Raw genomic sequence first — 25,033 nt, 5'->3', positions numbered from 1 at the left:
ATTCGAACCCGTGATCTCCACCTTGAGAGGGTGGTGTCCTAGGCCGCTAGACGAATGCGCCAAGAATTTGGCTGGGGATCCAGGATTCGAACCCGGGTTTGATGAGCCAGAATCATCCGTCCTACCACTAGACTAATCCCCAACGATCTGAAGATTTTACCAGTGATTTTACCCTTCGGCAAACAAGAGTCACTATATTAATCTCCTCTAAATTCAAACTACTATACAGGTTTAAATTTAGGTAGAGTTATAGTGTCTGTAACATCTTCATATGTAACTTCTACAGGCATACCTATAGTTAAATTACTTGGATCTGGTTCTACATCTACTATGTTAGTTGGGATAAGAGGTCCTTCTTCTAATTCAACCATTGCAATGATAAATGGTACTGGACCGGTGTATCTCGGAATGGGAGTATAACAGATAGCATATGTAAATAAAGTGCCTTTCCCGCTTGATTGAATCCACGAAGTATCGCGACTAAATGTAAAAGGTGATATATCTCGTGGATAAAAATAAGCTTTCCCTGTTTCATTACATTTTCTTAACCACAATTCATGTGCTTTTAATTTTTCCCAATAAAAATCTGATTCCTGTTGTGGTACAGGTACTGGACCTGTAGCTTTATTTTCTGTTGTCATAATTTTTTCCTCTTTAAATTAATTTTACTATTTATACACCAAGAACTAATGTCCCTGTAGAGGATAAAGCTCCTCCAGTACCATTAACTAATGAAGTTTTACAATTCTCTACTTGTCTTGCACCAGCTTCTCCTCTTAACTGACGGGTAGCCTCTAGAAGTAAAAACATACCATACATACCGGTGTGACAATAAGATAAGCCGCCACCATTAGTATTCATTGCAAAATCTCCTCCTGGTGCAGTTCTTTGGTTAGCAACAAAGTCAGCACCTTCGCCCGGACCACAAAATCCTAAGCTTTCTAAGGTTGTGAGAACAGTATATGTAAATGAATCATATATCATAGCTAAATCAACATCTGAGTGAGAAATACCAGCCATCTGCATAGCTTCAGGGCCAGATTGATGTGCAATTGTTCTAGTCAAATCAGGCATTTGACTTATAAGACCGTGATCGTGGGCCTCACCAGCTCCATAAACCCAAACTGGTTTTTTTGCACAACTTTTTGCTACCTCAGGAGAAACCACAACACATGCACCACCGCCATCAATTGTTAAACAACAATCAGGCAAGTGAAAAGGATATACTATCCAACGAGAATCATGGTATTCGTCAAAAGACATAGGAGTTTCATAAAAAAATGCTTTTTCATTTAGATTAGCCCATTTTCGTGTAGCAACTGCGATCTCAGCCATTGCTTGTCTAGTTTTGTCTTCACCATATATATGCATATATCTATTACATGCCATAGCATATTGCATGGGAGGGGCAGCTATCCCAAAAGGTAATTCGTACTGAGATCCTGGGGCTCCTAAGTCTGCACCAGGTCTGCTACGTTGTGATCGCCCGGATTCACCATGTGTAATCAACGCAACATCAATTCTTCCTGCAGCAATAGCTTCCAATGCATGAGCTACATGAATAACAAATGAAGACCCCCCAACAGAGGTTCCATCAGTATGTTTCGGTGTTATCCCAAAATATTCAGCAATAGTTAATGGAGAAGGATTTGCACAATATATAGCATCGACATCCTTCATTGTTAATCCTGCATCAGCTAGAGCATTATATGATGCTTCAGCATGATGTTGAAGGGATGATTTTCCAGAGTCTCTTCCAAGCGCATCTGATTCATCCACTCCAACAATTGCAGCTTTTCCTGATAAGTCACTCACAGCAACCTCCTTAGTAGTTAATTGAAACAAAACGTCTATACATTAAACGATAAAAGAGCATAATATAACAAGCATTCAAATATAAGTTTCTAATATGATTCTTATAAAAGGTTATGAAATTTAAAATATCTTATAAACACCATTGTTTTGAAGAATTGTATTATAAAATTCTTGGTTATAAAATAATAGAAATAGGAAATGAATGATGGATGATATATTAAATATAGGTGGGAAAACAGTTACTTCACGATTAATGGTTGGTACTGGAAGGCATAGATCAAATGATGATTTAATTAAATCAGTAGAAGCTTCCGGTACTGAAATCATTACTGTTGCAATAGGCCGTCTTGATCTAAATAACCCCAATGAAAAAACTATTTTAGATCATTTTGATTGGACTAAATATAATATACTCCCAAATACAGCCGGATCAAAAACTGCTGAGGACGCTGTCACTATAGCTAGATTATCTAAAGCCATGAATTTATCTGATTGGATAAAACTAGAAGTCATACCAGATCCAAAATACTTACTACCTGACCCTATAGGTACTCTCAAGGCAGCTGAAATACTTGTTGCTGAAGGATTTAAAGTACTTCCTTATATCCATGCTGACCCAGTACTTGCAAAACAACTTGAAGAAATTGGTTGTGCTACAGTAATGCCTTTAGGTTCTGCTATTGGTTCTGGCCAAGGAATTCATACAAAAGAAGAAATTGCTATCATCATTGAGCAGTCTTCAATCCCTGTTGTAGTAGATGCTGGTTTGGCTGTTCCTTCTGATGCATCTACAGCTATGGAACTTGGTGCTGATGCTGTATTGGTTAATACGGCTATAGCACAAGCCAATAATCCTGGACTAATGGGTGAAGCGTTTAAACTAGGAGTAGAAGCTGGAAGAAAAGCTTATATAGCAGGTAGAATTCCTCAAAGTAAATATGCTAATCCTAGCAGTCCTACAAGTAATCCAGTAAATAACTAGAGCATAATGAGCAACTTATTACTTGATACAAATGGTATATGTCTTGTTACTGATGAAAGTTACATGACAGATATAAATTTTTTTAACAAAATTGATCTGGCTGTGGAAGCAGGTATAGATGTCATACAAGTACGATCCAAGGCAGCAACTCCTATACAATTTTATGAGCTTGCCCATAAAATCAGAATACTGTTCCCTTCTATAAAATTAATTGTTAATAACAATATAGAAGTAGCTTTGGCAGTAAATGCGGAAGCAATTCAACTTGGTGAATCCTCTATGTCACCGGAAGCAGTTAGATTTAAAATAGAGAATCGATTATATATCGGTAAATCAGTCCATTCTATAAATAGTGCAATTAATGCTGAAAAAAGCGGAGTTGATTATTTAATAGTCGGTACAATTTTTCCATCTAATAGTCATCCAGGATACGAACCCTCTGGAGTTGATTTGATTAAAAAAATCACATCAAAAGTATCTATACCAGTTCTAGGAATTGGTGGTATTACCAATAGAAATTGCGACTCTGTTATTAATCAAGGGGCATTTGGTGTAGCAATTATTAGTGAAATTATGCAATCTCAAGATGTATATCAAGCAGCAAAAACCTTGATTGATAAGGTACAATATTGCAAATTACAAAATAAATGATTTGACAAATGATTAATATTAAAGTAAATGGCGAACAAATAAATTTAAATACCCCTATATCTTTGATAGAATTCCTTGATTCTCAAAATATTAACACCCAATTTATAGCAATAGCTTATAACCAAGAAGTTATAGCAAAAGAAGATTATCCTTCAATTATACTTTCGAATGGTGACTCTTTAGAAATTGTAAAACCTGTTGGGGGGGGCTAACTTTGATCTGAAATTATTTCAGAATCTTCCAGAAATAGTTCTTTTCGATAAAAAATTAGTGCGAATACTAGTATACAAAGCGCAACAGAACAATTAATTGTAATCGCCACTTCAATACCAAATATGCCTGAAACAATACCTGTTAATAACAAACCTAATGGCGCTGTACCTATTGCAACTCCTACAACACCCAATGCCTTTCCCCTTATGTTGGGTGAAACTGTCATCAATGTTATTGCACTTTGCATAGAACCGAAACCTGTCATAGCAAGCCCTGCAAAAAATAACAAAAACCAACAAACCCAATATGTTTCAAGTACAGAAAAAGTAAGCAAAAATAAGAACCCAATACTCGTACCAAAAATAAACAACTTGATTGGTTGAGTTGACTTTCCTAAAGTTCCAAGATATGTAGAACCGATGACATTTCCCAAACCAAATGATGCACCTAATAACCCCATAAGAACAGGATTAACTAGTAACACGGTCTCGGCAAAAACAGGCACCATCGGTATAAATGGGAAAAATAATACGTTGGCTATTATTGTCACAGTAATAACTAAGCGTGTTATTCTATTTTTTAGCATATATATTGCAGTATTTTTCGTAGATATAAATAAATCTTTAAATTTTTCGATTTTCTTTTCAGGATTTGGAATATTTATAAATTGCAAAATTATTGTTCCAGTAACATGTAATAGTAAAATAAATATATATGCAGCAATCGCACCTTTCCAATTTATCAATAATCCTGACCATAACGGCCCCAAGACACTACTACCAGTTAACGCAGCCATATCAACAAACATTGCATTAGATACATTTTTTGAGCCTACTATATCAGCTGTTGCTGATCTTCTAGCTGGAAAATCTAAAGACCAGCCCACACCTAGAGCCATAACTAACACAGAAATAATTATTAAATTGTCAATTTCAAAATACACCAATCCAATCAATAAAGATAAGGAAAGAATGTTCATTATTTGTATTATTTGCATGATAGTTTTTCTATTAAATCTATCCGAAATAGCACCTGAAACCAAACCTAAAAGCCCCATTGGTAAGCTGCGAAACAAAGCAACAATTGCAACATTCCATTGAGAACCTGTGATATCTAGTATTAACCAACTAGTGGTAATTATTTCCATCATTCTTGACTGATACCACATCCAACCTGCGTACCAAAGTTTTCGAAATTCAGCAAAATGAAAAGCACGTTTATTCACTATATCAGTAGGATTCCTACTCATGCAGATGAACCTTCTATTCGTGAATTTGAATACTCATCAATTCCTATTGAGAATAATGTTTTTGCTGTTTTGTTAACTAATGAAATAATAATTGCTGCTATAAATATTATTCCCATAAACATCAACACAGTTCGAGGATTTGTAATATCAGCTAAATACCCGTTAATCCAATTAAATAAAGCCATCATGCTACCAACATGCATAATATATATACTAGTAACCCGACCTCTTATCTCATCTGGAACAATAACCTGAATTATCACATGAGTTAATGTCATAAACGCCGCTTGGCTGGCGCCAATTAACAATAATGATAACCAAATAATATAAATACTGTCTGAAAGTGAAAGTAAAACGGGAGCAAATCCGCTTAAAAAAGCGGAAAAGAAAAATAAATACCCACCTATTTTTGTCTTCATAGTAACCACAATTGTTGAACCCAATACTGCCCCTATACCAGCAAATAACATTAAAGAAGTATAGGAGCTACTCCCAAGTATTAATACTTCTTCACCTATTGAAGGAGTAAGAGATTCATAGGTCATAGTTAAAGCACAATGTAGCATTGCTACAACCAATACAATCAACATCCAAGTATTATGGTAAAGATAATCAAATCCTTGTAAAAAATTAGCACCAAAACTTTTTTCGGCGTCAATGACACCTGTAGACTCAGTACGAATGAGCAATATTGTCAAAACTGCAGCAATATTTAAGCTAAAACACACTATGAAGACTTCCAAGAATCCAGTCTTTATAATTACTGTCAAAAATCCTACCACCAATGGCCCAATAAGTTTTGCTCCGTGTTGATTAGCATTAAGGAGAGCTACTGCTTTAGGAACATCATCCTTGGATACAAGATTGGGTACCAAACTTTGAGATGCAGGCATTCTAAATGCTCTAGCTATACCTTCTAGTGCAGAAAAAGCAACAATATAAACCAATAATTCATTAGTCAAATCAAATAATACCAATACTAAAACCATCAACCCATTTGAAATAAGACTGCCTATAGAAGCTAGAATCAACATTTTTTTTCTATCAATCCAATCAGCAATAAAACCTGCAATTAAAGGAACTAACAAACTAGGAATCATTAATGCAAATAAAATTAAACCAACCCAATTACTTGATTCAGAAATATTCCAAACTAGAGCTGCTCTAGCTAAATTTGTGGTCCACATAGAAGCGCCTGAAAAAAGAGTTGCAATCCACATAGATGTAAAATCTTTATATCTAAAAGGAAGCAGAAATTCACTATCCAAATATTTCAATTTATGTTCCCTTCAGTTTAATCTATTTTTTTGTAATAATTGTAATATGTTCCCGTCAGGATCATAAAAAGTTGCCACCATACCTCCCCAATGTTCCTCTTCTGGTTCTCTAAGAAAACTAACATTTTTCGCACGTAATTTTTTTGATACTTCAATAATGTCGTCTACTTCAAAATTCAACATTATTCTATATGGGTCTTTGGCCATTCCCGAAACATTATTGTGGGTCCCAATGTTGAAGCGTTCTCCACCTATATCAAAACTAACAAAACTAGGTCGAATAGAGTGTACAGTTAAACCTAAAAGATTCTTATAAAAATCTACCATAATATCTAACTGATCAGTCCAAATAATAATACCTGTAATTTTATTTAGCAATTCTACCTCAAAATTATATTCAAAAAGTACTAATAACCAACATAATCAATAAATATGTGTATATAATTTCAATAGTACAACTTAGAATATGTTAGGTTTTCTTTAAACAATACACAGAAAGAAACTATGAAACAATACATTGCAAATAAATCACCGATTTACTATGGATGGATAATATTACTAATTTCCACCTCAATGTCTGCCGTACGTCCAGTTATGGCAGTAGCTACACTTTCAGTATTTATAACTCCCATGAGTGATGAACTAAATTGGAGTCGAACTGCATTTTCAGGAGCTGTAAGCATAGGAGGATTTGTCGGAGCTTTTGTATCCCCTATCATCGGAAAAGGAATCGATCGATACGGAACATCACTTGTCATGGCATTAAGTTCTCTTATTGTAGCTATCTCAGCTATAGCGATATCTCAAGTAGAATCTATAGTTTATTTTTATGTATTTTATATTTGCGGTAGAGCTATGTTTGCTGGACCATTAATGTTAGCACCAGCTGTAGCAGTTAGTAATTGGTTTGTATCTAAACGTGCGATAACATTGGCTATACTCCAAGTTAGTCAAGGTCTAGGACTCGCACTAATACCATTTATTGCTAAATCAATTATTGTATCTGAAAACTGGCCTTCCGCCTGGATATTTTTAGGCATAATGGTATTAATCATAGGAGTTATTCCCCCAGGAATCTTAATGGTAAGGAAACCTGAAGATATAGGATTAATGCCAGATAACAATAAAAAATCATCAATAACAGAAAGCACATCAGAAGCTTCATATACCCTTAAAGAAGCTTTAAAAACTCATACCATGTGGTTCTTAATGATATTTGCAGGTTTTGGATTCATGGTTCAAGCTGGGGTTAGTTTACATCAGGCTCCATATTACCACGATCAAGGTATACCCTATTCTCAAGCAGCAAGCATAGTAAGTATATTCGCCTTATCCAGTGCAACAGGAGGTTTTCTTTTTCCTTTATTTACTACAAGATTTTCAGCAAGAATCATGACAACCATTTCAACCTTATTTATGACTTTAGGTGTGATAATAATGATTCAAGCTGATTCATTTTATCTTGGAATTATTTCAGCATTAGTTTTTGGTAATGGCTTAGGTGGAATGTCTACTCTGGTTAACGTTCTCTGGGCTGATTACTACGGAAGAGAAAGTCTAGGTGTAATACGAGGAGTATCATTACCTGTTCAAACTGGAGGCCAAGCTATTGGGCCTATAGCTTCTGGTTTACTTTACGACTATACTGGGGATTATTTTATGTCCTTAGTTTTCTTCTTAATCATTATTAGTTTAGCTGCCTTTTTTGTGTTTATATCAAAGCCTCCCACCTCTTCAAGTTCTTAACGGACTACCTCCTATGCAACCAATATCTAACAAATGTTGGTATTTATTATTATCAAGTCCAAGAATATCTTGAAAAACCCTCTGATTATCTTCTCCCAAATTATGAGCAGGATTTGTATCATTTCTTGTAAAGTTTGAAAAAATCCATGGTGTAGTTACCTGTTTATACTTTCCTGCTTCTGGATGATTAACATTATCCCAAAATTGCATAAAGTTTAATTGAGGGTCATTAATAACTTCTCTACCTTTAGATACAACGCCGGCAGGAATATTAGCTTCTTGCAACAAAGACATTAATTCATATTTTGTTTTAGAAGTAGTCCAATCATTAATAACTTGATCAATTTCTATGCGGTGTTTATGACGATCAAAACTAGTTTTATACTCATTCTTGTCAATCAAATTTGTTTTATCCATGATATTACAAAGAATTGACCATTCATTATCGTTACTTATTGAAAGAGTAATCCAATCATCATCCCCTCTGCATTTGTAGACTCCTTGAGGTGCAGATATTTTATGACTATTACCCAACAACTTTTGGGTCTTTATGTCTGATTGTGATTCTAATATATGTTCTCCAATCAAATTTACTGTTAATTCTCTTTGGGATAAATCAATAAAGCAACCTTTCCCATACATTTTTCTTCTACGTAAAGCACTTAATATAATTCCTACGGAAAATAAACCTACCATGGGGTCTGGAAATGTTTCATTGGTTAATAAAGGATTTTCATTAAAGTAACCGGTTATTGATGCTAAGCCTCCGGTTTGTTCAAGTGTAGACCCCAAAGATCCATAGTTTTTTTCTCTTCCAGTGTTTCCTTGACTACTAATTTTTGCATAAACAATACTTGGATTAATCTTTTTTACAGATTCATAATCTAATCCTAAACGATCTACGACCGAAGCTCTAAAATTCTCTATAAACACATCACTTATTTTAATCAGTTCATATATTTGTTTTTTCCCTTCCTTATTGGCGAGATCTAAAGTTATACACTGTTTATTAACATTTCTTTGTATGTGGTGAGCTGCAATATTCCATGGTGTTTCACCAGATGTATTATTTGGGTAAACAGTATGTGTAGCAGGTGATGGTTTTACAGGACCACGATTAATATCCATACGAGAAGAAGACTCGATCTTTATCACTTCAGCACCAAAATAACCTATGAGCATAGTAGTATATGGGCCAGCTGCAACCTGTGTTAAATCCAGTATTCTTAATCCATTCAATACATTACTCATAAATTTATACCACTCCAGACTGATGCAACAATAAAACATCAGAAAGTTTATATCCTAATAAATTACAATATATATCTATATTATTTTCACCAAGTAATGGAGCTTTATCCAAACTTGGCCTTGAATCATCAATCAAAAAAGGTATACCTGGATATAACATACCATCTTGATTATTAAAGAATGCTCTTTCAAGTAATTGATTTGATTCTAATAGGTCCTCAGGCTCTGCTACATAGCCAGCTATAGTACTTATATTTTGTAATTTGTGATAAATTTCTTCCTTATCTTGATGTAAAACCCATTCTTCAAGAATTTGATTAAGCTCAGATTCATTTTTTCGCCTAAGTTCCATAGACGAAAATCTTGCATCTTTTATCAACTCTGGCATTTCTAATATTTGACAAAAATTATGCCAAGTATCATCTCTTGAACCAGTGGCTAAACCCATCGTAACCCAACCATTTTTCGCTTTAAGAAGAGAACTCTCTCGGCGAACATTATCATCTCCTCTAAATTGAGAATTTATGGAATTATGAATCTGCGCAAGAGCTAGTGTTTGCAATCCTGATGTTTCTACCACATTATTTCCCATCGGGTTAGAATCTCTAGAAAACAACGAGATTAAAATTCCAGAAAATACACTAATCCCAACAGCATATTCTCCAGCATTACCTCCTACTTTTAATGGCTCCCTACTAGGTAGCCCCATAGTTTGTAGAAGACCTGCTAACCCTTGGTTTATTAAATCACCACCTTTAAAATTAGCATAAGGTCCACTCATTCCAAAATCACTAATTGAACACAATATCACTGAAGGGTTAGAAGTTTTGATATGATTCTCTAATGAAGTATTTGTATCATCAATCACTATATCAGCAATAGAAATTAAATCATCAAATACCTTTTTCCCAGAAACCGTATCTATATCAAGAGTAATACCTTTTTTGCCAATATTTAAATATCTAAATAACAAACTGGATTCTTTGTACATTGATTTAAATGTGAAAGGACCAACACACCTACAACGATCACCAATATTAGGTTTTTCGACTTTTATAACTTGTGCACCTAGAGATGCTAATAATTTAGAAGCATATGATCCTGGCACAGAATTACTTAAATCAATTACCCTTAAATCATCTAACATATATATATCCTTAGATACTGAATACCGACCTATAAAATATTATTCTAAGTATTAGCGTAAAGGTATTTATTATGCTATACTCCACATTCCTTGTAAGACAAAAAAAAGGAATTTTATAACAAATGGTCGTAAATTTTACAAAAGAAGGTTCGGTTACCGACGTTCAAGGATTCGAAGCAGGGGCAACCTATGCTGGTATGAAAACTTACGCCAAAGATAAGTATGACCTAGGTATCATATGGTCTAATCTACCATGTGTGTCAGCAGGAGTATTTACAACAAATAAAGTTATATCCCCCTCAACAAGTGTATCGAGAGATAATGTTTTAAAAGGGAATGTACAAGCGGTCACTGTTAATAGCGGAATAGCAAATGCTGGTGTGGGTAATGCAGGAAAATTAGATGCACAAGAAGTTATTGAATTAACAGCTAATAAACTTAATATTAAATATGAAAATGTTGCTTTTCTTAGCACTGGTATCATCGGAGTTGAACTACCAATGGCTTTGATAAGAACTGCTCTTGAAAAAATTGAATTTCAACCAAATTCAGGACAATTGTATGCTAAAGCAATGATGACAACTGATACTAAACCAAAAGAGTGTTCAGTGACAGTATCTACAAATGGAAGAGAATTTACAATTGGGGGTGTCTGTAAAGGTACAGGTATGATCCATCCGAATATGGCTACAATGTTAGCTGTTGTCACAACAGATGCTCCTATAGATCAAAAACTCCTACAAGATATAGTAAAACAAACAGCTGATGAATCTTTTAATATGATTAGTGTCGATGGGGACATGAGTACAAACGATTCTTATATAATACTTAGCAACGGCGCAGCAGGTGGAGAAATTATTACATATGAATCTCCTGAGCACGAAGATATACAAAATTCAATAAAAGAAGTTGTTCAATATTTAGCTAAGGAAATGGTTCGTGACGGAGAAGGTGCAACCAAATTATTTCAAGTTACAATTGAAAATGCAAATAATATTGAAGAAGCCCGAGATGCAGCTAGGACAATTTCTAGCTCTAGTCTTGTTAAAACAGCTGTACATGGAAATGACCCTAACTGGGGTAGACTGCTAGCTTCATTAGGAAGTAGTAAAGCAGAAGTTGATGAAAGTAAATTATCCGTATACATTAATGATATTTGCATACTAGAAGATGGATTACCAATACCTTTCTTTAAAGATGCTATTATTCAACAAATGGTCGATTCTGAAATTACATTTAGAATTAATTTAAATTTAGGAAAAAGTTCTGCATCTGCTTGGGGATGTAATCTTTCTGAAGAATATGTCCATTTTAATAGTGCATATACTACATAATCTAATTAATTCGTTTAAGAATGAAAAAAATGAAAGAGATAGTAGTTATAAAACTTGGTGGTAGTACTTTATCTGAGATGGATAGTAATCTCAATGAAATTGCTGATCTGCATTTATCTGGAGTCCCTGTAGTACTTGTACATGGAGGTGGAGCGTTAATATCCGAATGGATGGAAAAACTTGAAATTAAGACAGATTTCATTGATGGTTTACGTGTAACTGATGAAAATTCTATCCAAATTGTAACATCTATATTGGGGGGGTTAGTTAATAAAACACTAGTCGCTTCAATAATAAATAAAAACTGTAAAGCAATTGGTCTAAGCGGTATTGATGATAATATTTTTAAAGCTGAATTTTTAGACCAAACACATGGCTACGTGGGAAATATAATCAATACTAACAGTAAATTTATACAATTATTAGTAAATAATAAATACCTGCCCATAATAGCCCCAATAGCGATTAATAATGCTTTGGTAAGTCCTCCTCTTTTGAACATAAATGGAGATACTGCAGCAAGTGCTCTTGCAGTAAGTTTAAATGCAAATAAATTGATTTTTTTAACTGATGTAGATGGAGTGCTAGATGAAAAGTCTAATCTAATTAGTACCTTAACTACAGAGCAATCCAAAACATTAATTAGTAATGGAACGGCCAAGAGTGGTATGATTCCAAAAATAAATTCTTGCATAGATGCAGTAGAATCAAATGTAGAATCATTTATAATTAATGGTACAAAATATGGGAATTTAACATCGATTATCGAGAATTCAAAAAGTGTCGGGACGAAATTTCTAGTTTCATAATCTACACATAGATAAATATTGTGATACTAAAAAGGAGGAGATTAATGTCTATATGGCAAGACTTAGAAAAAAAATATTATATGCAGGTAGTTCGAAGGCAACCTGTCACAATTGTCAAAGGTCTCGGTACTAAAGTCTGGGACGACCAAAACAAAGAGTATCTTGACTTTACTTCCGGTTGGGCTGTAAACAATTTGGGACACTGCCACCCTGCAATAGTAGAAGCTATAAAAAATCAAGCTGAAACATTAATGCAAACATCCAACCAATTTTTTACTGTTCCTCAAGTACAATTAGCACAATTATTAGTAGAAAATAGTTGTTTAGATAGAGTATTTTTTGCCAACAGTGGTGCCGAAGCAAACGAAGGTGCAGTTAAATTAGCCCGTAAATATGGTAAATTGAATAAAAATGGTGCCTACGGTGTAATTACTGCTTTAAACTCCTTCCATGGTAGAACTATGGCTATGATTTCTGCAACTGGTCAGCCACATTATCAAGCAAATTGGCAGCCATTATATGAAGGTTTTACAAATGTTGAATACAATAATCTGGAAGCAATAAAACAGGCAACAAATGATAACACTTGTGCTGTAATGCTCGAACCCATCCAAGGTGAAGGCGGTGTCAATATACCTGACCAATCATTTTTTGAAAATGTTCGACAATGGTGCGATGAGAATAATATGTTACTTATACTTGATGAAGTTCAAACAGGAATTGGACGAACAGGAACGTTATTCGGTTACGAACAATTTGGTATTGAACCTGACGTTATAACACTTGCTAAAGGACTTGGTGGCGGAGTCCCAATAGGAGCTTTTCTTGCTAAAGAAAATGCAGCTGCCTTAGAACCTGGAGACCATGGATCAACCTTTGGTGGCAATGTACTCACAACAGCTGCTGCATATGCAGCTGTAAAATATGCTGTGGATAACAATATAGAAAAAGATGCAAAAAACAGTGGTGAATATCTAAAAGATCTACTCGAAAAAGCTACAGACTCTCTTCCTAATATTAGTGAGATTCGTGGTAGAGGATTACTAATAGCAGTTGAATTTACTGAAGATATAGCTCCTGAACTTGTATCAAATTGTAACGAATTAGGATTATTGTTAAATCCTGTAAGACCAAATGCAATAAGACTTATGCCTCCGCTTACTGTTAACAAAGAAGAAATGGATAAAGCTGTAGAATTAATAGTAGAAGGTATTAAATCAATATTAGCCAAAGGGAAAAAATAAGATGCAATCATCAAAAAAAGTTATTTTAGCTTACAGTGGAGGATTAGATACATCTGTTATTCTACATTGGCTAATTCAAAAAGGATATGAAGTTGTAACCTATACTGCTAACCTAGGTCAAGGTGATGATTATGAGTTAATAAAAAGTCGCGCTACAAGTATTGGGGCCACACAAAGCTATATACCAGATTTAAGAAAAGAATTCGTTGAAAACTTTATATTTGAATCTGTTAAAGCTAATGCCTTATACGAAGGAAGATATCTACTAGGTACCTCGCTAGCGAGACCGCTTACAGCTAAAGCTCAGGTTGAAATAGGTAAACAAGAAAAAGCCCAATTGTTGTCACATGGTGCTACAGGAAAGGGTAATGACCAAGCAAGGTTCGAATTTACTTTTAGTGCATTAGGGCCAGAATTTGGAATATACTCACCCTGGAGAGATCCTGAATTTTTAGAAGAATTTCAAGGTAGGTCAGACTTAATTGAATATGCTAGCAAATATAATATAGAAGTCGAACAAACAAAAAGTAGACCATGGAGTAGTGATGCTAATTTGATGCACATTAGCTATGAAGCAGGAGAATTAGAAGACCCTAACAGAAAACCAAGAGAAGATATGTTTAATTTAACAAAATCTCCACAAAGTGCTCCTGATAAAGAAACTGAAATCGAAATTGAATACCTTAACGGGATACCAATAAAATTAACAAATATTACCGAAAATTTAGTTAAAACAGATTCCTTGGAATTATTTATTTACCTTAATCAACTTGCTGGAATAAATGGTATTGGTAGAGAGGATATTGTTGAAAACAGGCTAGTTGGTCTCAAGTCTCGTGGGGTATATGAAACTCCTGCAGCTACAATATTACAAAAAACCCATAGAGATATCGAAGGGTTAACAATGGATCGAGAAGCTATGCATTTAAGAGATTCTCTTATACCAAGATATTCTGAATTAGTTTACTATGGCTTATGGTATTCTCCTGAAATGGAACTCTTACAAACCCTTTTCACTGAGTCTCAAAAAAATGTATCTGGGAAAGTTAATGCTACTTTATATAAAGGTAATGTAATTATAAATTCACGTTATTCAGAAAATTCATTATATAATGAACAGATGGTAAGCATGGATTCACATGGTGGTTTTGATAGCACTGACTCTACTGGATTCATCAATATTAATTCTCATAGATTAAGAGCATATTTTTCTCGAGGAAAATAAGTTATGTATCACACCAATATAAATAATTCTGATAATGAAATTTTTCAAAAATTTACTGAATCAATCAGTTACGATAGAAACCTTTTTAAACAAGATATAAAAGGTTCTATTGCTCACGCTAAAATGCTAGCAAAGCAAAATATTATTTCTCCAAGTGATGCCGACAAGATTGCTTCAGGACTTACCCAGATCCAAGAGGAAATTTTAAATGATAAATTTGTATGGAAATATGAATTAGAAGATATTCATATGAATATAGAATCACGACTTAAAGAATTGATCGGCGATATAGCTGGAAAACTTCACACCGCTAGATCTAGAAATGATCAAATTGCTTTAGATATGCGATTGTTTTTAAAAGAAACAATAGTAAGCACTATAAAATTATTATTAGAATTACAATCTGCAATTTTAACTCGCGCGGAAGAAAACATTGATGTAATTGTACCTGGATACACACACATGCAAAGAGCTCAGCCTTTACTATTAAGTCATCATTTAATGGCATACTTTAATATGTTTGCACGTGATATTAATAGATTTGAAAATAATTACATAGAAGCAGATGTTATGCCATTAGGTAGTGGTGCATTAGCAGGAGTCCCATACTCTATAGATAGGGAGTTTATTGCAAATGAGCTGAGTTTTTCAAAGATTAGTACTAATTCTATGGATAGCATTTCGGATCGAGATTACATACTTGAATTTTTATTCAATTCAGCGACAACTATGTCACATATTTCTCGTATTTGTGAGGAAATTATTCTTTGGTCAACACAAGAATTTAATTTTATAAGTTTAGATAAACGATTTACCACGGGAAGTAGCATGATGCCACAAAAACGCAACCCAGATTTTGCAGAAATATCCAGAGGTAAAATAGGTAGAGTATATGGTAACTTGATAGGATTACTAACTGTAATAAAAGGGTTACCTCTAACTTATAATCGAGATTTACAGGAAGATAAAGAAGGGCTATTTGATAGTATTGAGACATTACAAAGTACCCTAAAAGTATTAAAAGGTATGATTGAAACATCAACTTACAATAAAGATGTGATGTTAAAAGCTGCTGAAGATAACAGTATGCTTGCAACTGATATGGCAGACTATTTAGTAGGTAAGGGTGTCCCTTTCCGAAAGGCACACGAAGTAATGTATATGCTAGTAGATTATGCAAATAATTCAAATAAAACTCTAAAGGAGTTATCATTAAGTGAATACAAAAACTTTTTACCTGAATTTGAAAAAGATATTTTCGAAATTGATATCAATCATTCAATAAATCAAAGAAATATAATTGGCGGAACATCCCTAAAACAAGTTAAAAACGCCATAAAAAATGCAAAAAATATAACTGAAAATAAAATAAATGAATATAAAAAATATTAAACTTGCCCCATCTATTCTATCCGCTGATTTTTCTAAATTAGGAGAAGAAGTAGCGCTTGCAACAGAATCTGGTGCAGATATGATCCACGTAGATATTATGGATGGGAAATTTGTTCCAAATATAACATTTGGAGCCTCTATGGTTTCAGCAATACGTCGATGGACTAATTTGCCGTTAGATATACATATGATGATAACAGAACCTGAAAAACAAATTCCGCTATTTATTGATGCTGGAGCTGATATAATTAATGTTCATATTGAAACTTGTACACATCTACACAGAATTATTCAACTGATCAAATCAAATAATGCCAAAGCTGGAATCGCTTTAAACCCAGGAACAGCTATCAATAGTCTATCTGAAGTTATTAAAGAATTAGACCAAATTGTAATAATGTCAGTAAACCCAGGCTTCCCTGGTCAAACCTTCATACCAAATACATTGAATAAAGTCTCGTATTTGAGGCAACAAATCAATCAAGATGGCCTCAATATAGATATTGAAATTGATGGTGGAATAAATAAGTCAACTATAAAATCTGCTGTCGACGCTGGTGCTAATATATTAGTTGCCGGTTCTGCAGTATATAACTCTAGTGCCTCAGTTAGCGATTGTATCCATGAATTAAAAAATTCCATTTAATCATTCGATTATTCATTATAGAATAGTATTATGGAATCAAAAAATTATATCAAACTCATACCATCTTTTCTTATTACCCTGCTAATAACAATTATTATTGTATTTATAGGATTTTCATCTGAAGAGGTAAAAAGTTCAAATAATTATGTACCAACTAGTCTAATAACAAACATCTCTACAGGATTATCAACTATTATTAATCAATTTGGCACGTCACTTCCTTTAGGTTTAGCATTTATAGCAGGAATGAGTGCGGCAGTAAATCCATGTGGGTTTATTCTATTACCTACTTACTTAGGTCTGATTCTGAATGAAAACAACAGTATTGAAGATACAAAAAGAACAAACTATCTTCACTTGTCCCAAATTGCATTGTTTGTAACATTAGGATTTACTATTGTTTTTGCTACAATTGGTTTTTCTATAAGCTTTGGTGCTAGATCAATTATCCAAGAACTCACATCTTTCATTACAATAATTATTGGAGTGTTTTTGATTCTTATTGGAATAATATCATTAAATAGTGAAACAAAAATCTATTTAAATTGGCCAACACAAATTGCTTCAAAATTTGGTGACCCACGAAACACTAAATATCCTAAATTTATTAATTATTTATTGTTTGGAATGAGTTATGCTGTAGCATCAATTAGTTGTACTCTTCCTGTATTTTTAGCAGTTATAGGGGTTTCATTAACCAACAATAATATTATTGATATCGCAAAACAATTTGTACTTTACAGTTTAGGTATGGGATTTATTATTACAATTACAACATTAGTAATAGCATCTTTAGAAAACTCTTTACTGAAGGGAATGACTAGATTAACAAAATGGTTTCAATACACCACAAGCACAATTATGATACTTGCTGGATCATACTTAATTTTTTATTGGACAAGTTCGGGAACGCTCTTATAAATAATTAAGCAAATCCAATCATACCAGACTTATGATATGTTCTTATACATTGCGTACAAAGTTTAACTTTTTTTCTCATCCCATTAATTTCAATACGAAATGTTTGTATATTAGGAAGCCACTTTTTATTAGTTGCTCTCTTAGAGTGACTCACATTATGCCCAAATTGAGGCGTTTTAGTACAATATTCACATTTAGCCACGTAAAACCTCTTTGACTCTTACTTTGACTTTGAGTAGAATCTCCCTGTAATTCAGTGAGATTAGTAATTATAACGAACATTAACAAATATGGCTAGTGATGTAAAAAAATTAAATGATGGGCTAAGCGGAAATGAACTCAAAAATTTATTTGAGTCTGGATATAATTCATTGTTAGCAAATATAGATACCATTAATTCTTTAAATGTATTTCCTGTGCCAGATGGAGATACTGGAACTAATATGGTACTAACAATGAAATCAGCTAAGTCAGAATTTGATAAAGAAAACGAAAATGATGCTGGGAAAATAGCTGAAGCTATGTCTAATGGTGCTTTAATGGGCGCACGAGGTAATAGTGGGGTAATATTGTCTCAATTTTTAAGAGGATGGGCATCTGCACTATATAATTCTGAAATTATAAGCCCTATACAGATCGTTAATGCCTTAAAACAAGGTATGGAATTTTCTTATGAATCAGTCAGTAATCCAGTCGAAGGAACTATGTTAACAGTTATCAAATATGCATATGAAGGTGCATATTCAGCATACAACAACATTTCAAATAACATAAGAGAAATATGGGACGAAGCATACAAATCTGCTAAAGAGGCACTTGACTACACACCTGAATTGTTACCTATACTTAAACAGGCGCAAGTTGTTGACGCAGGTGGACTTGGAATTGTAGCAATTATGGATGGCATGAAATCTTATTTTAATGGGACACATAATACTACTCCTTCAAAAATTCAAGTTGAAAATTCAACAATTGCAGAGAACTTTATATTTGATACTAATGATGAAGAATTTGGCAATTGTATACAATTTATTATTAATAACCCAACTATGACTAAAACTACTCTGGAAAATAAATTTTCTAGTCTCGCATCATCAGTAGTAATTGTTGATGCCAAAAAATTATTTAGAATACATGTTCATTCTGAAGACCCAGATCCAATTCTTGAATTATCAAAAGAAATCGGTACACTTTCAGATATAAATATACAAAACATGGATGATCAAAAAGCTGAATTTTTTGATGATATCTCATCGCAAACAAATATTGAAAGTGATCACATAAATAATGGTATAGTAGCGGTTGTTGATGGGGAAGGATTTATTGATATTTTTAAAGAACTTGGTACAACAATAATTATGCCTGGAGGACAAACTAAAAATCCTAGTACTGAAGAAGTCTTAAATGCTATTAATGCTTGTAATGCAGATAACATATTTGTATTCCCTAACAATAAAAATATCATTGGAGTCGCTAAACAAGCAGCTAAACTTTCAGAATCAAATGTGATTGTAATTCCAACCACATCAGTTCCTGCTGGTATAAGTGGATTGTTAGGATTTGATAGCACGCTTTCTTATCAGGAAAATGAAATTAATATCTTAGAATCAGTTACGAATGTTATTACTTGTGAAATTACAAAAGCTACTAAAGATATTACTATTAATAACGTTAAAGTAATCCAAAATGATTATTTAAGCATAGTTAATGGTGAAATAATAGCTTCGGGAAAATCATTAATAAATATTATTGAAGATACCTTTAATTATACAAAACCTTCACCAGAAAATATGATAACTGTATATTTTGGGTCAAATATAAACCCAAATATGGAAAACGAAATAGTATCATTATTTAATAATAAGTATTCACAGAATGAAAATGAATTTGTTCGCGGAAATCAAGAAATATATGATTTAATTATTTCTATAGAATAAAAAGTAAGGATATAAATATGAGTACAGTAATAGTAACCGACAGTACATGTGATATACCAAGTGAAATTATTAATAAACTTAATATACATGTCGTACCATGCAGTGTTAATTTTGGAATTGAATCATATCTTGATGGAGTTGAAATTAAAGCTGAAGAATTTTATAACAGACTAACAAATTCTGATGTTTTCCCTACAACTTCACAACCAACTCCAAACCAGTTTTTAGAAGTTTACAACTCAATACCAAAGGAATCAGATATACTTTCTATCCATGTTTCTGAAAAACTAAGTGGTACATATAATTCGGCTTTACAGGCTCAAAAAAATCTATCCGATAGAAATATCCAAGTAATAGATTCTCAACTAGCTTCAACTGCACTCGGATTAGTTGTTATTGAGGCAGCCAAACAAGCACAAGAAGGTAAGTCGATTGATGAGCTATCTACACTCACTAAAAACGCACTTTCGAACTCTAACGTGTTCATTTTGCTGGACACAATTGAGTATTTAAAACGAGGTGGAAGAATTGGAAAAGCTCAGGCATTTGTTGGTAACCTATTAAAGCTACGCCCTATTTTAACTTTGAATGACGGAGCTGTTGAAGGAGTAAAAAAAACACGAAGTAAACAAGCAGGGATGAATTACCTACAAGAAATATTACAACAACAAACTAATCTTGTAAGTGTGGCGGTTCTTTATACCACTAATGAACAAGAAGCATTATCAGTCGCAAATGATGTTAAAGAAATAACCAATATTGATAATATTGTAATTTCTCAATGCGGGCCAGCAATAGGAGCACACGCAGGGCCAGGCGCAGTAGGAATTGCTTTGTTAAATGGATAAATTTGCGAAACAATAAATATGTCAAAGCATCGAAACATCAATAAACTTTCTAAATTACTACAGGAAGTTCTTGCTGAACTTGGAGAAGATATTAATCGAGAAGGTTTACAAGAAACTCCTTTAAGATGGGCAAAATCTCTTCTTACTCAAACTGAGGGAACAACAGAAAACCCTGTACAACACCTTAAAACTATATTTGAACTTACCGAAGATATATATCCAGAATATTCCGAGGATATGATTATCGTAGACAAAATAGAGTTTTCTTCTCTTTGTGAACATCATATTGCACCATTTAAAGGTTTAACCCACATAGGATATATACCTAACCCCAACACAAGAAAAATAGTAGGGTTATCCAAACTTTCTAGAATCGTAGATTTATTTAGTCAAAAATTACAAATACAAGAAAGATTAACAAATCAAATAACTCAAGCTATATATGAATACTTAGAACCATTAGGAGTTATTACAGTTATTCAAGCAAGGCACTACTGTATGATCCAAAGAGGAGTGAAACAAAGAAACAGTGTCACTACCACAATAGCTAAAAGAGGAATTTTTACAGAACAAAATAATTTGGAAAATAAATTTCAAAATTATATATCAATGAAACTTGAAAAAAAATGGGGTGAGTGAAGGGATTCGAACCCTCGATCTCTAGTGCCACAAACTAGCGCCTTAGGCCTCTTGGCTACACTCACCACAAATACAAACAAATTTACCATTCTATTATTATCCAGTCAATAAACATAAATAATGCAAAAAACTGGATTAAAGTAAAAATAGAATAACATATTGCTTGAGAAACATTAATGATATCCCTATCATATTACATTGGTTAGGAGGGAATTATGACTAAACGAGTATTTATTACAGGGATAGGGATGATAACCCCGCTAGGACTTGATACAACTACTACCTGGCAAAATTTGGTAGCTGGTAAATCAGGAGCAAACACAATTCAACATTTTGATCCGTCAGAATTTCAAACACAAATTGCATGTGAGGTAAAAAACTTTGATGCTACAGACTTTATAGATAGAAAAAAAGCAAGGCAGCTAGATCGATTTTCACAATTTGCTATGTCAGCTGCTCAAGAAGCACTTGCTCAATCAAACTTAAATCTCGAAAATACAGATTTAAAAAAAGTAGGCGTAATTATAGCGAGTGGTATTGGTGGTATAAGTACTTTAGACGCTCAGGCAACTGTTTTAAACGAGAGGGGACCAAAAAGAATAAGCCCTTTTTTGATCCCAATGATGTTACCAGACATGGCTTCTGGTCAAATATCTATGGCTCTTGGCACACAAGGCCCAAACTTTTGTGTAGTTTCTTCATGCTCTAGTGGTGCTGAAGCTTTAGGTAATGCATGGAAGTTGATAAATAATGACGAAGCCGAAATAGTAATAACTGGAGGTGCTGAAGCTCCAATATGTCCATTAGCAGTTGCCGGATTTAATGCATGTCAAGCTTTGTCTACAAACAATGACAACCCCACATTAGCTAGTAGACCGTTCGACATCGACAGAGATGGATTCGTAATGGGTGAAGGTTCTAGTGTATTAATTCTTGAAAGTGAAGAGAGTATCATCAAAAGGGGAGCACAACCTCTAGCAGAGCTTATAGGATATGGCGCGACCTCAGATGCATTTCATGTAACTCAACCACATCCAGAAGGTGCTGGTGCTATTGAAGCTATGAGAAGAGCTTTATCTCAAGCAAACCTTGAGCCTAGTGATATTGATTATATTAATGCCCATGGAACATCAACACCATTAAATGATAAATTTGAAACTATGGCCATCAAAAAAGTTTATACAAATTCTGCTTTTGATGTACCAATAAGTTCAACGAAATCTATGACAGGGCATCTTTTAGGTGCAGGGGCTGCTTTGGAGGCAGCATTTAGTATCCTATCAATACAAAAAGGGATCATCCCACCTACTATAAACCTCACGAACCAAGACCCTGAATGTGACTTAGATTTCACCGCAAACAATTCAATACATAAAACTATTTCTCATGTTATGTCGAATTCATTAGGATTCGGTGGCCATAACTCATCCTTAATATTTAAAAAATATGAAGAATAGCTCTTGTCTAATAATTTAGAAACATCAAAATATGCATGGGAAATACATAATATTATTTCTGATGAAGCGCTGTTAACAACTGAAGCTTACCCCAAATTACTACAACAACTCTTATATAACCGCGATATAAGAACAGAAGATGAAATTAAATCATTTCTAGATCCTACCAAATCTATTAATAATCATTCAATCCTTCCAAATATAGCTAAAGCAACAGATCATATAGCAAATGCAATTCGAGACAACAAAAAAATATGTGTGTTTGGTGATTTTGATGTTGATGGAATAAGTGCTACAGCTATTTTAGGAAGAACCTTTAAAGCTGCTGGAGTTACAATAATTCCCCACATACCAAATAGATTTACTGAAGGGCATGGTTTAAATCGAGATGCAATTAAAATGTTAAAAGATCTATCGGTCGACCTTATCATTACAGTAGATACCGGAACAACAGCAATAGAAGAAATTAATTATGCAAACGAACTAGGTGTTTCTGTAATTGTTACAGACCATCATTTAACATTTGATGCTTTACCAGAAGCAACTGCTATAATTAATCCTCAATTACCTGATTCAATATACCCTTTTATGGGATTAACTGGTGCGGGCTTAGCATTAAAACTTGCTGAATCAATTATAGAAAAACTTGACTTAGATAAAAGTATTTTAGATGATCTTTACTCTCTTGCAACTTTGGGAACTATAGCTGATATAGGAGCATTGACAGGTGAAAATAGAGGTATAGTAAATAAAGGACTTAAATCTATAGGGCAAAAACCATTAATGGGTATTAAAGCGCTATCTATTGCTTCCGGAAAAAAAAATACCTACTTAAATGTTAAAGATTTATCCTGGAATATTATTCCTCGCCTAAACTCAACCGGTAGAATGGGTGATCCAAAATTAAGTTATGATATTCTTACAACCAATGAATATCCTGATGCCGTAGAAAAAGCAAAACAAATAGAAGAATATAATATTCTACGTCGAGAAGAAACACAAAAAGGATTTAAAACAGCCCTGAGCTCCTTAGAACCAGGACCAATATATATTGCACAGGATAAAAGTTTTCACTGGGGAATAATTGGACTTTTAGCAAATAGAATTGCTGGACGGTTTAATAAACCCGCAATCGTGATCAGTGAAGGTGAAGAATATAGCCTAGGTAGTGCAAGGAGTATAGAAAACTTTGATGTAGGAAATATTATTGAGAAAACTGGTGGGTTAATAGGAGGATTTGAAAAATTCGGTGGTCATGCTCAAGCTGCAGGATTTACAATCGAAAATTCAAAAATTTCCTTATTTAAAAAAACAATACGAGAATTAAGTCGTAATTATGCTATTGAAAATAATATTCAGGATACAAATAATTCTCTTAAAATTGATTGTAAATTAGAATTAGATGACTTACCCAAGGAAATATTAAAGATTATTGGCATGTTACGTCCCTTTGGGGAAAAAAATCCTGAACCTATATTTATGAGCAACAATCTAACTATTCAAAAGAAACGTCTATATGGGTCACGAAACCGAGCGGCATTAATACAACTGAAATCAAATAACTTTATATGGGATACATTTGCATCTAATAATATGATGGTACCTTATGAGGTAGGGGATAAAGTAGATATTGTATATTCATTTTCCTTACGAGGGGGCAACATGAATATAGGTATGAATCTAAATATTCAAGATATAAGACATAGTAAAATTAGTTAGACCTGCTAGTCCAAGTAGCTCTCAAAGCTAATATAGGCACACATATTGTCAATACCAATAAGGAAATTAAATGGGCTTCCTGCAGTCCAGCGAACCATACCGAATCTAGTCTCATAAATTGTATAAAAAAACGACCTATTGAATATATTATTGCGTATGAAATAAAAATCATACCTGGAGGGCCTAAGCGACCACGAAGGTTCCAGAGAACAATAAAAGCAACTGTAGTTAATATCATTTCGTATATTATTACTGGATGACTTGGATTAAGTCCATGAAATGTAAAAGACCCACTATCTGGATGCGAGTATATTACTCCCCAAGCTAAATCAGTTTGTCTACTTATATGTTCTCCATTAATAACATCTCCTAAACGACCAAAAGTTTGTCCAATAGCCATAGCTGGAGCTACTAAATCTAAAAGTCTGCCTGTAGATAAGTCTTTAAACTTGGCATACATGGAACCTTGTAAATACCCTTTAGCTATTTTTTCTCCAACAAGGTTTTTAAGCCAAATTTGTTTTTGACCTG

25 protein-coding genes and 2 tRNA genes are annotated in these 25,033 nt (G+C 33.7%); 16 read left to right on the top strand and 11 right to left on the bottom strand.

Going from position 1 to position 25,033, the window contains the following annotated elements:
• Nucleotides 1-68: 68 nt before the first annotated feature.
• The 3 genes from FI695_06915 to FI695_06905 form a co-directional block, all read right to left on the bottom strand.
• Nucleotides 69-142: transfer RNA gene (locus FI695_06915), tRNA-Gln, on the bottom strand.
• Nucleotides 143-221: 79 nt separating this feature from the next.
• Entirely contained in the window at nucleotides 222-641 is a 420-nt protein-coding gene (locus FI695_06910; protein MQG51690.1) for a Zn-ribbon domain-containing OB-fold protein, read from the bottom strand.
• A 31-nt stretch (nucleotides 642-672) separates the two neighbouring features.
• Nucleotides 673-1,815 carry a thiolase gene (locus FI695_06905; protein MQG51689.1) on the bottom strand — a complete coding sequence of 381 codons (1,143 nt, stop codon included), beginning with the start codon at nucleotides 1,813-1,815 and terminating at the stop codon, nucleotides 673-675.
• Nucleotides 1,816-2,020: 205 nt separating this feature from the next.
• Between FI695_06905 and FI695_06900 the strand changes: the two genes are divergently transcribed.
• The 3 genes from FI695_06900 to thiS are packed head-to-tail and all read left to right on the top strand — an operon-like array spanning nucleotide 2,021 to nucleotide 3,660.
• Nucleotides 2,021-2,797: a thiazole synthase gene (locus FI695_06900; protein MQG51688.1), complete on the top strand. Its 777-nt coding sequence runs from the start codon at nucleotides 2,021-2,023 to the stop codon at nucleotides 2,795-2,797.
• Nucleotides 2,798-2,803: 6 nt separating this feature from the next.
• Complete coding sequence (thiE, locus tag FI695_06895; protein ID MQG51687.1) at nucleotides 2,804-3,448, top strand: thiamine phosphate synthase; 645 nt, start codon at nucleotides 2,804-2,806, stop codon at nucleotides 3,446-3,448.
• 8 nt (nucleotides 3,449-3,456) lie between these two features.
• Nucleotides 3,457-3,660 carry a sulfur carrier protein ThiS gene (gene thiS / locus FI695_06890; protein MQG51686.1) on the top strand — a complete coding sequence of 68 codons (204 nt, stop codon included), beginning with the start codon at nucleotides 3,457-3,459 and terminating at the stop codon, nucleotides 3,658-3,660.
• Here the strand turns inward: thiS and FI695_06885 are convergent.
• Genes FI695_06885 through FI695_06875 form a run of 3 tightly spaced genes read right to left on the bottom strand, consistent with a single transcriptional unit; the run spans nucleotide 3,657 to nucleotide 6,565 of the window.
• The gene (locus tag FI695_06885) at nucleotides 3,657-4,910 is read right to left on the bottom strand and encodes an MFS transporter (protein MQG51685.1); all 1,254 of its coding nucleotides are present in this window, start codon (nucleotides 4,908-4,910) and stop codon (nucleotides 3,657-3,659) included. The genes thiS and FI695_06885 overlap by 4 nt on opposite strands.
• Complete coding sequence (locus FI695_06880) at nucleotides 4,907-6,178, bottom strand: MFS transporter (protein ID MQG51684.1); 1,272 nt, start codon at nucleotides 6,176-6,178, stop codon at nucleotides 4,907-4,909. Before FI695_06880 ends, FI695_06885 begins: the two co-directional genes overlap by 4 nt.
• A 21-nt stretch (nucleotides 6,179-6,199) precedes the next feature.
• Complete coding sequence (locus FI695_06875; GenBank protein ID MQG51683.1) at nucleotides 6,200-6,565, bottom strand: hypothetical protein; 366 nt, start codon at nucleotides 6,563-6,565, stop codon at nucleotides 6,200-6,202.
• A gap of 126 nt (nucleotides 6,566-6,691) precedes the next feature.
• On the opposite strand from FI695_06875, the gene FI695_06870 reads away from it, so the two are divergent.
• Nucleotides 6,692-7,933, top strand: a complete 1,242-nt coding sequence (locus tag FI695_06870; protein MQG51682.1) for an MFS transporter — start codon at nucleotides 6,692-6,694, stop codon at nucleotides 7,931-7,933.
• On the opposite strand, the gene FI695_06865 is transcribed toward FI695_06870, so the two are convergent.
• On the bottom strand, nucleotides 7,922-9,223 hold the full coding sequence (locus FI695_06865) for a CoA transferase (protein MQG51681.1): 1,302 nt from the start codon (nucleotides 9,221-9,223) through the stop codon (nucleotides 7,922-7,924). The two genes, FI695_06870 and FI695_06865, sit on opposite strands and share 12 nt — an antisense overlap.
• The gene (locus FI695_06860) at nucleotides 9,189-10,331 is read right to left on the bottom strand and encodes a hypothetical protein (GenBank protein ID MQG51680.1); all 1,143 of its coding nucleotides are present in this window, start codon (nucleotides 10,329-10,331) and stop codon (nucleotides 9,189-9,191) included. The genes FI695_06865 and FI695_06860 overlap by 35 nt, the downstream gene beginning before the upstream one ends.
• Before the next feature lie 122 nt (nucleotides 10,332-10,453).
• Here FI695_06860 and argJ point away from each other — a divergent pair, with 122 nt between their 5' ends.
• Genes argJ through FI695_06825 form a run of 7 tightly spaced genes read left to right on the top strand, consistent with a single transcriptional unit; the run spans nucleotide 10,454 to nucleotide 17,902 of the window.
• The gene (gene argJ / locus FI695_06855) at nucleotides 10,454-11,665 is read left to right on the top strand and encodes a bifunctional glutamate N-acetyltransferase/amino-acid acetyltransferase ArgJ (protein ID MQG51679.1); all 1,212 of its coding nucleotides are present in this window, start codon (nucleotides 10,454-10,456) and stop codon (nucleotides 11,663-11,665) included.
• A 20-nt stretch (nucleotides 11,666-11,685) separates the two neighbouring features.
• Nucleotides 11,686-12,474, top strand: coding sequence for an acetylglutamate kinase (gene argB / locus FI695_06850; GenBank protein MQG51678.1), 789 nt, complete (start codon nucleotides 11,686-11,688; stop codon nucleotides 12,472-12,474).
• Nucleotides 12,475-12,518: 44 nt separating this feature from the next.
• A complete protein-coding gene (locus FI695_06845) occupies nucleotides 12,519-13,718 on the top strand; it encodes an aspartate aminotransferase family protein (protein ID MQG51677.1) in 1,200 nt (399 codons plus the stop codon).
• Nucleotide 13,719: 1 nt separating this feature from the next.
• Nucleotides 13,720-14,943, top strand: coding sequence for an argininosuccinate synthase (locus FI695_06840; protein ID MQG51676.1), 1,224 nt, complete (start codon nucleotides 13,720-13,722; stop codon nucleotides 14,941-14,943).
• 3 nt (nucleotides 14,944-14,946) lie between these two features.
• Nucleotides 14,947-16,335, top strand: coding sequence for an argininosuccinate lyase (gene argH / locus FI695_06835; protein ID MQG51675.1), 1,389 nt, complete (start codon nucleotides 14,947-14,949; stop codon nucleotides 16,333-16,335).
• Nucleotides 16,316-16,981 (top strand): ribulose-phosphate 3-epimerase, encoded by a 666-nt coding sequence (locus FI695_06830; protein MQG51674.1) that lies wholly within the window; start codon nucleotides 16,316-16,318, stop codon nucleotides 16,979-16,981. The genes argH and FI695_06830 overlap by 20 nt, the downstream gene beginning before the upstream one ends.
• A 30-nt stretch (nucleotides 16,982-17,011) precedes the next feature.
• Nucleotides 17,012-17,902 (top strand): cytochrome c biogenesis protein CcdA, encoded by an 891-nt coding sequence (locus FI695_06825; protein MQG51673.1) that lies wholly within the window; start codon nucleotides 17,012-17,014, stop codon nucleotides 17,900-17,902.
• A gap of 4 nt (nucleotides 17,903-17,906) precedes the next feature.
• On the opposite strand, the gene rpmB is transcribed toward FI695_06825, so the two are convergent.
• Nucleotides 17,907-18,104, bottom strand: coding sequence for a 50S ribosomal protein L28 (gene rpmB, locus FI695_06820; protein ID MQG51672.1), 198 nt, complete (start codon nucleotides 18,102-18,104; stop codon nucleotides 17,907-17,909).
• 88 nt (nucleotides 18,105-18,192) lie between these two features.
• On the opposite strand from rpmB, the gene FI695_06815 reads away from it, so the two are divergent.
• From FI695_06815 to folE, 3 genes are read left to right on the top strand one after another with little or no spacing between them, the layout of a single operon-like run.
• Nucleotides 18,193-19,839 (top strand): DAK2 domain-containing protein, encoded by a 1,647-nt coding sequence (locus FI695_06815; GenBank protein MQG51671.1) that lies wholly within the window; start codon nucleotides 18,193-18,195, stop codon nucleotides 19,837-19,839.
• Between the two features lie 17 nt (nucleotides 19,840-19,856).
• A complete protein-coding gene (locus FI695_06810; GenBank protein MQG51670.1) occupies nucleotides 19,857-20,687 on the top strand; it encodes a DegV family protein in 831 nt (276 codons plus the stop codon).
• 18 nt (nucleotides 20,688-20,705) lie between these two features.
• The gene (gene folE, locus FI695_06805) at nucleotides 20,706-21,326 is read left to right on the top strand and encodes a GTP cyclohydrolase I FolE (GenBank protein ID MQG51669.1); all 621 of its coding nucleotides are present in this window, start codon (nucleotides 20,706-20,708) and stop codon (nucleotides 21,324-21,326) included.
• Here the strand turns inward: folE and FI695_06800 are convergent.
• A tRNA-His gene (locus FI695_06800) sits at nucleotides 21,315-21,391 on the bottom strand. The two genes, folE and FI695_06800, sit on opposite strands and share 12 nt — an antisense overlap.
• A gap of 147 nt (nucleotides 21,392-21,538) precedes the next feature.
• On the opposite strand from FI695_06800, the gene fabF reads away from it, so the two are divergent.
• Nucleotides 21,539-22,783, top strand: a complete 1,245-nt coding sequence (fabF, locus tag FI695_06795) for a beta-ketoacyl-ACP synthase II (GenBank protein MQG51668.1) — start codon at nucleotides 21,539-21,541, stop codon at nucleotides 22,781-22,783.
• 3 nt (nucleotides 22,784-22,786) lie between these two features.
• Nucleotides 22,787-24,502 (top strand): single-stranded-DNA-specific exonuclease RecJ, encoded by a 1,716-nt coding sequence (gene recJ / locus FI695_06790; protein MQG51667.1) that lies wholly within the window; start codon nucleotides 22,787-22,789, stop codon nucleotides 24,500-24,502.
• Here recJ and FI695_06785 read toward each other — a convergent pair.
• A partial coding sequence (locus FI695_06785; GenBank protein ID MQG51666.1) for a prolipoprotein diacylglyceryl transferase occupies nucleotides 24,495-25,033 on the bottom strand: 539 nt, incomplete at its 5' end. The two genes, recJ and FI695_06785, sit on opposite strands and share 8 nt — an antisense overlap.

The sequence above is a fragment of the SAR202 cluster bacterium genome, assembly GCA_009392515.1.
Lineage (GTDB): Bacteria > Chloroflexota > Dehalococcoidia > Lucifugimonadales > UBA6952 > UBA6952.
This window is presented reverse-complemented; position numbering and strand designations above follow the sequence as displayed.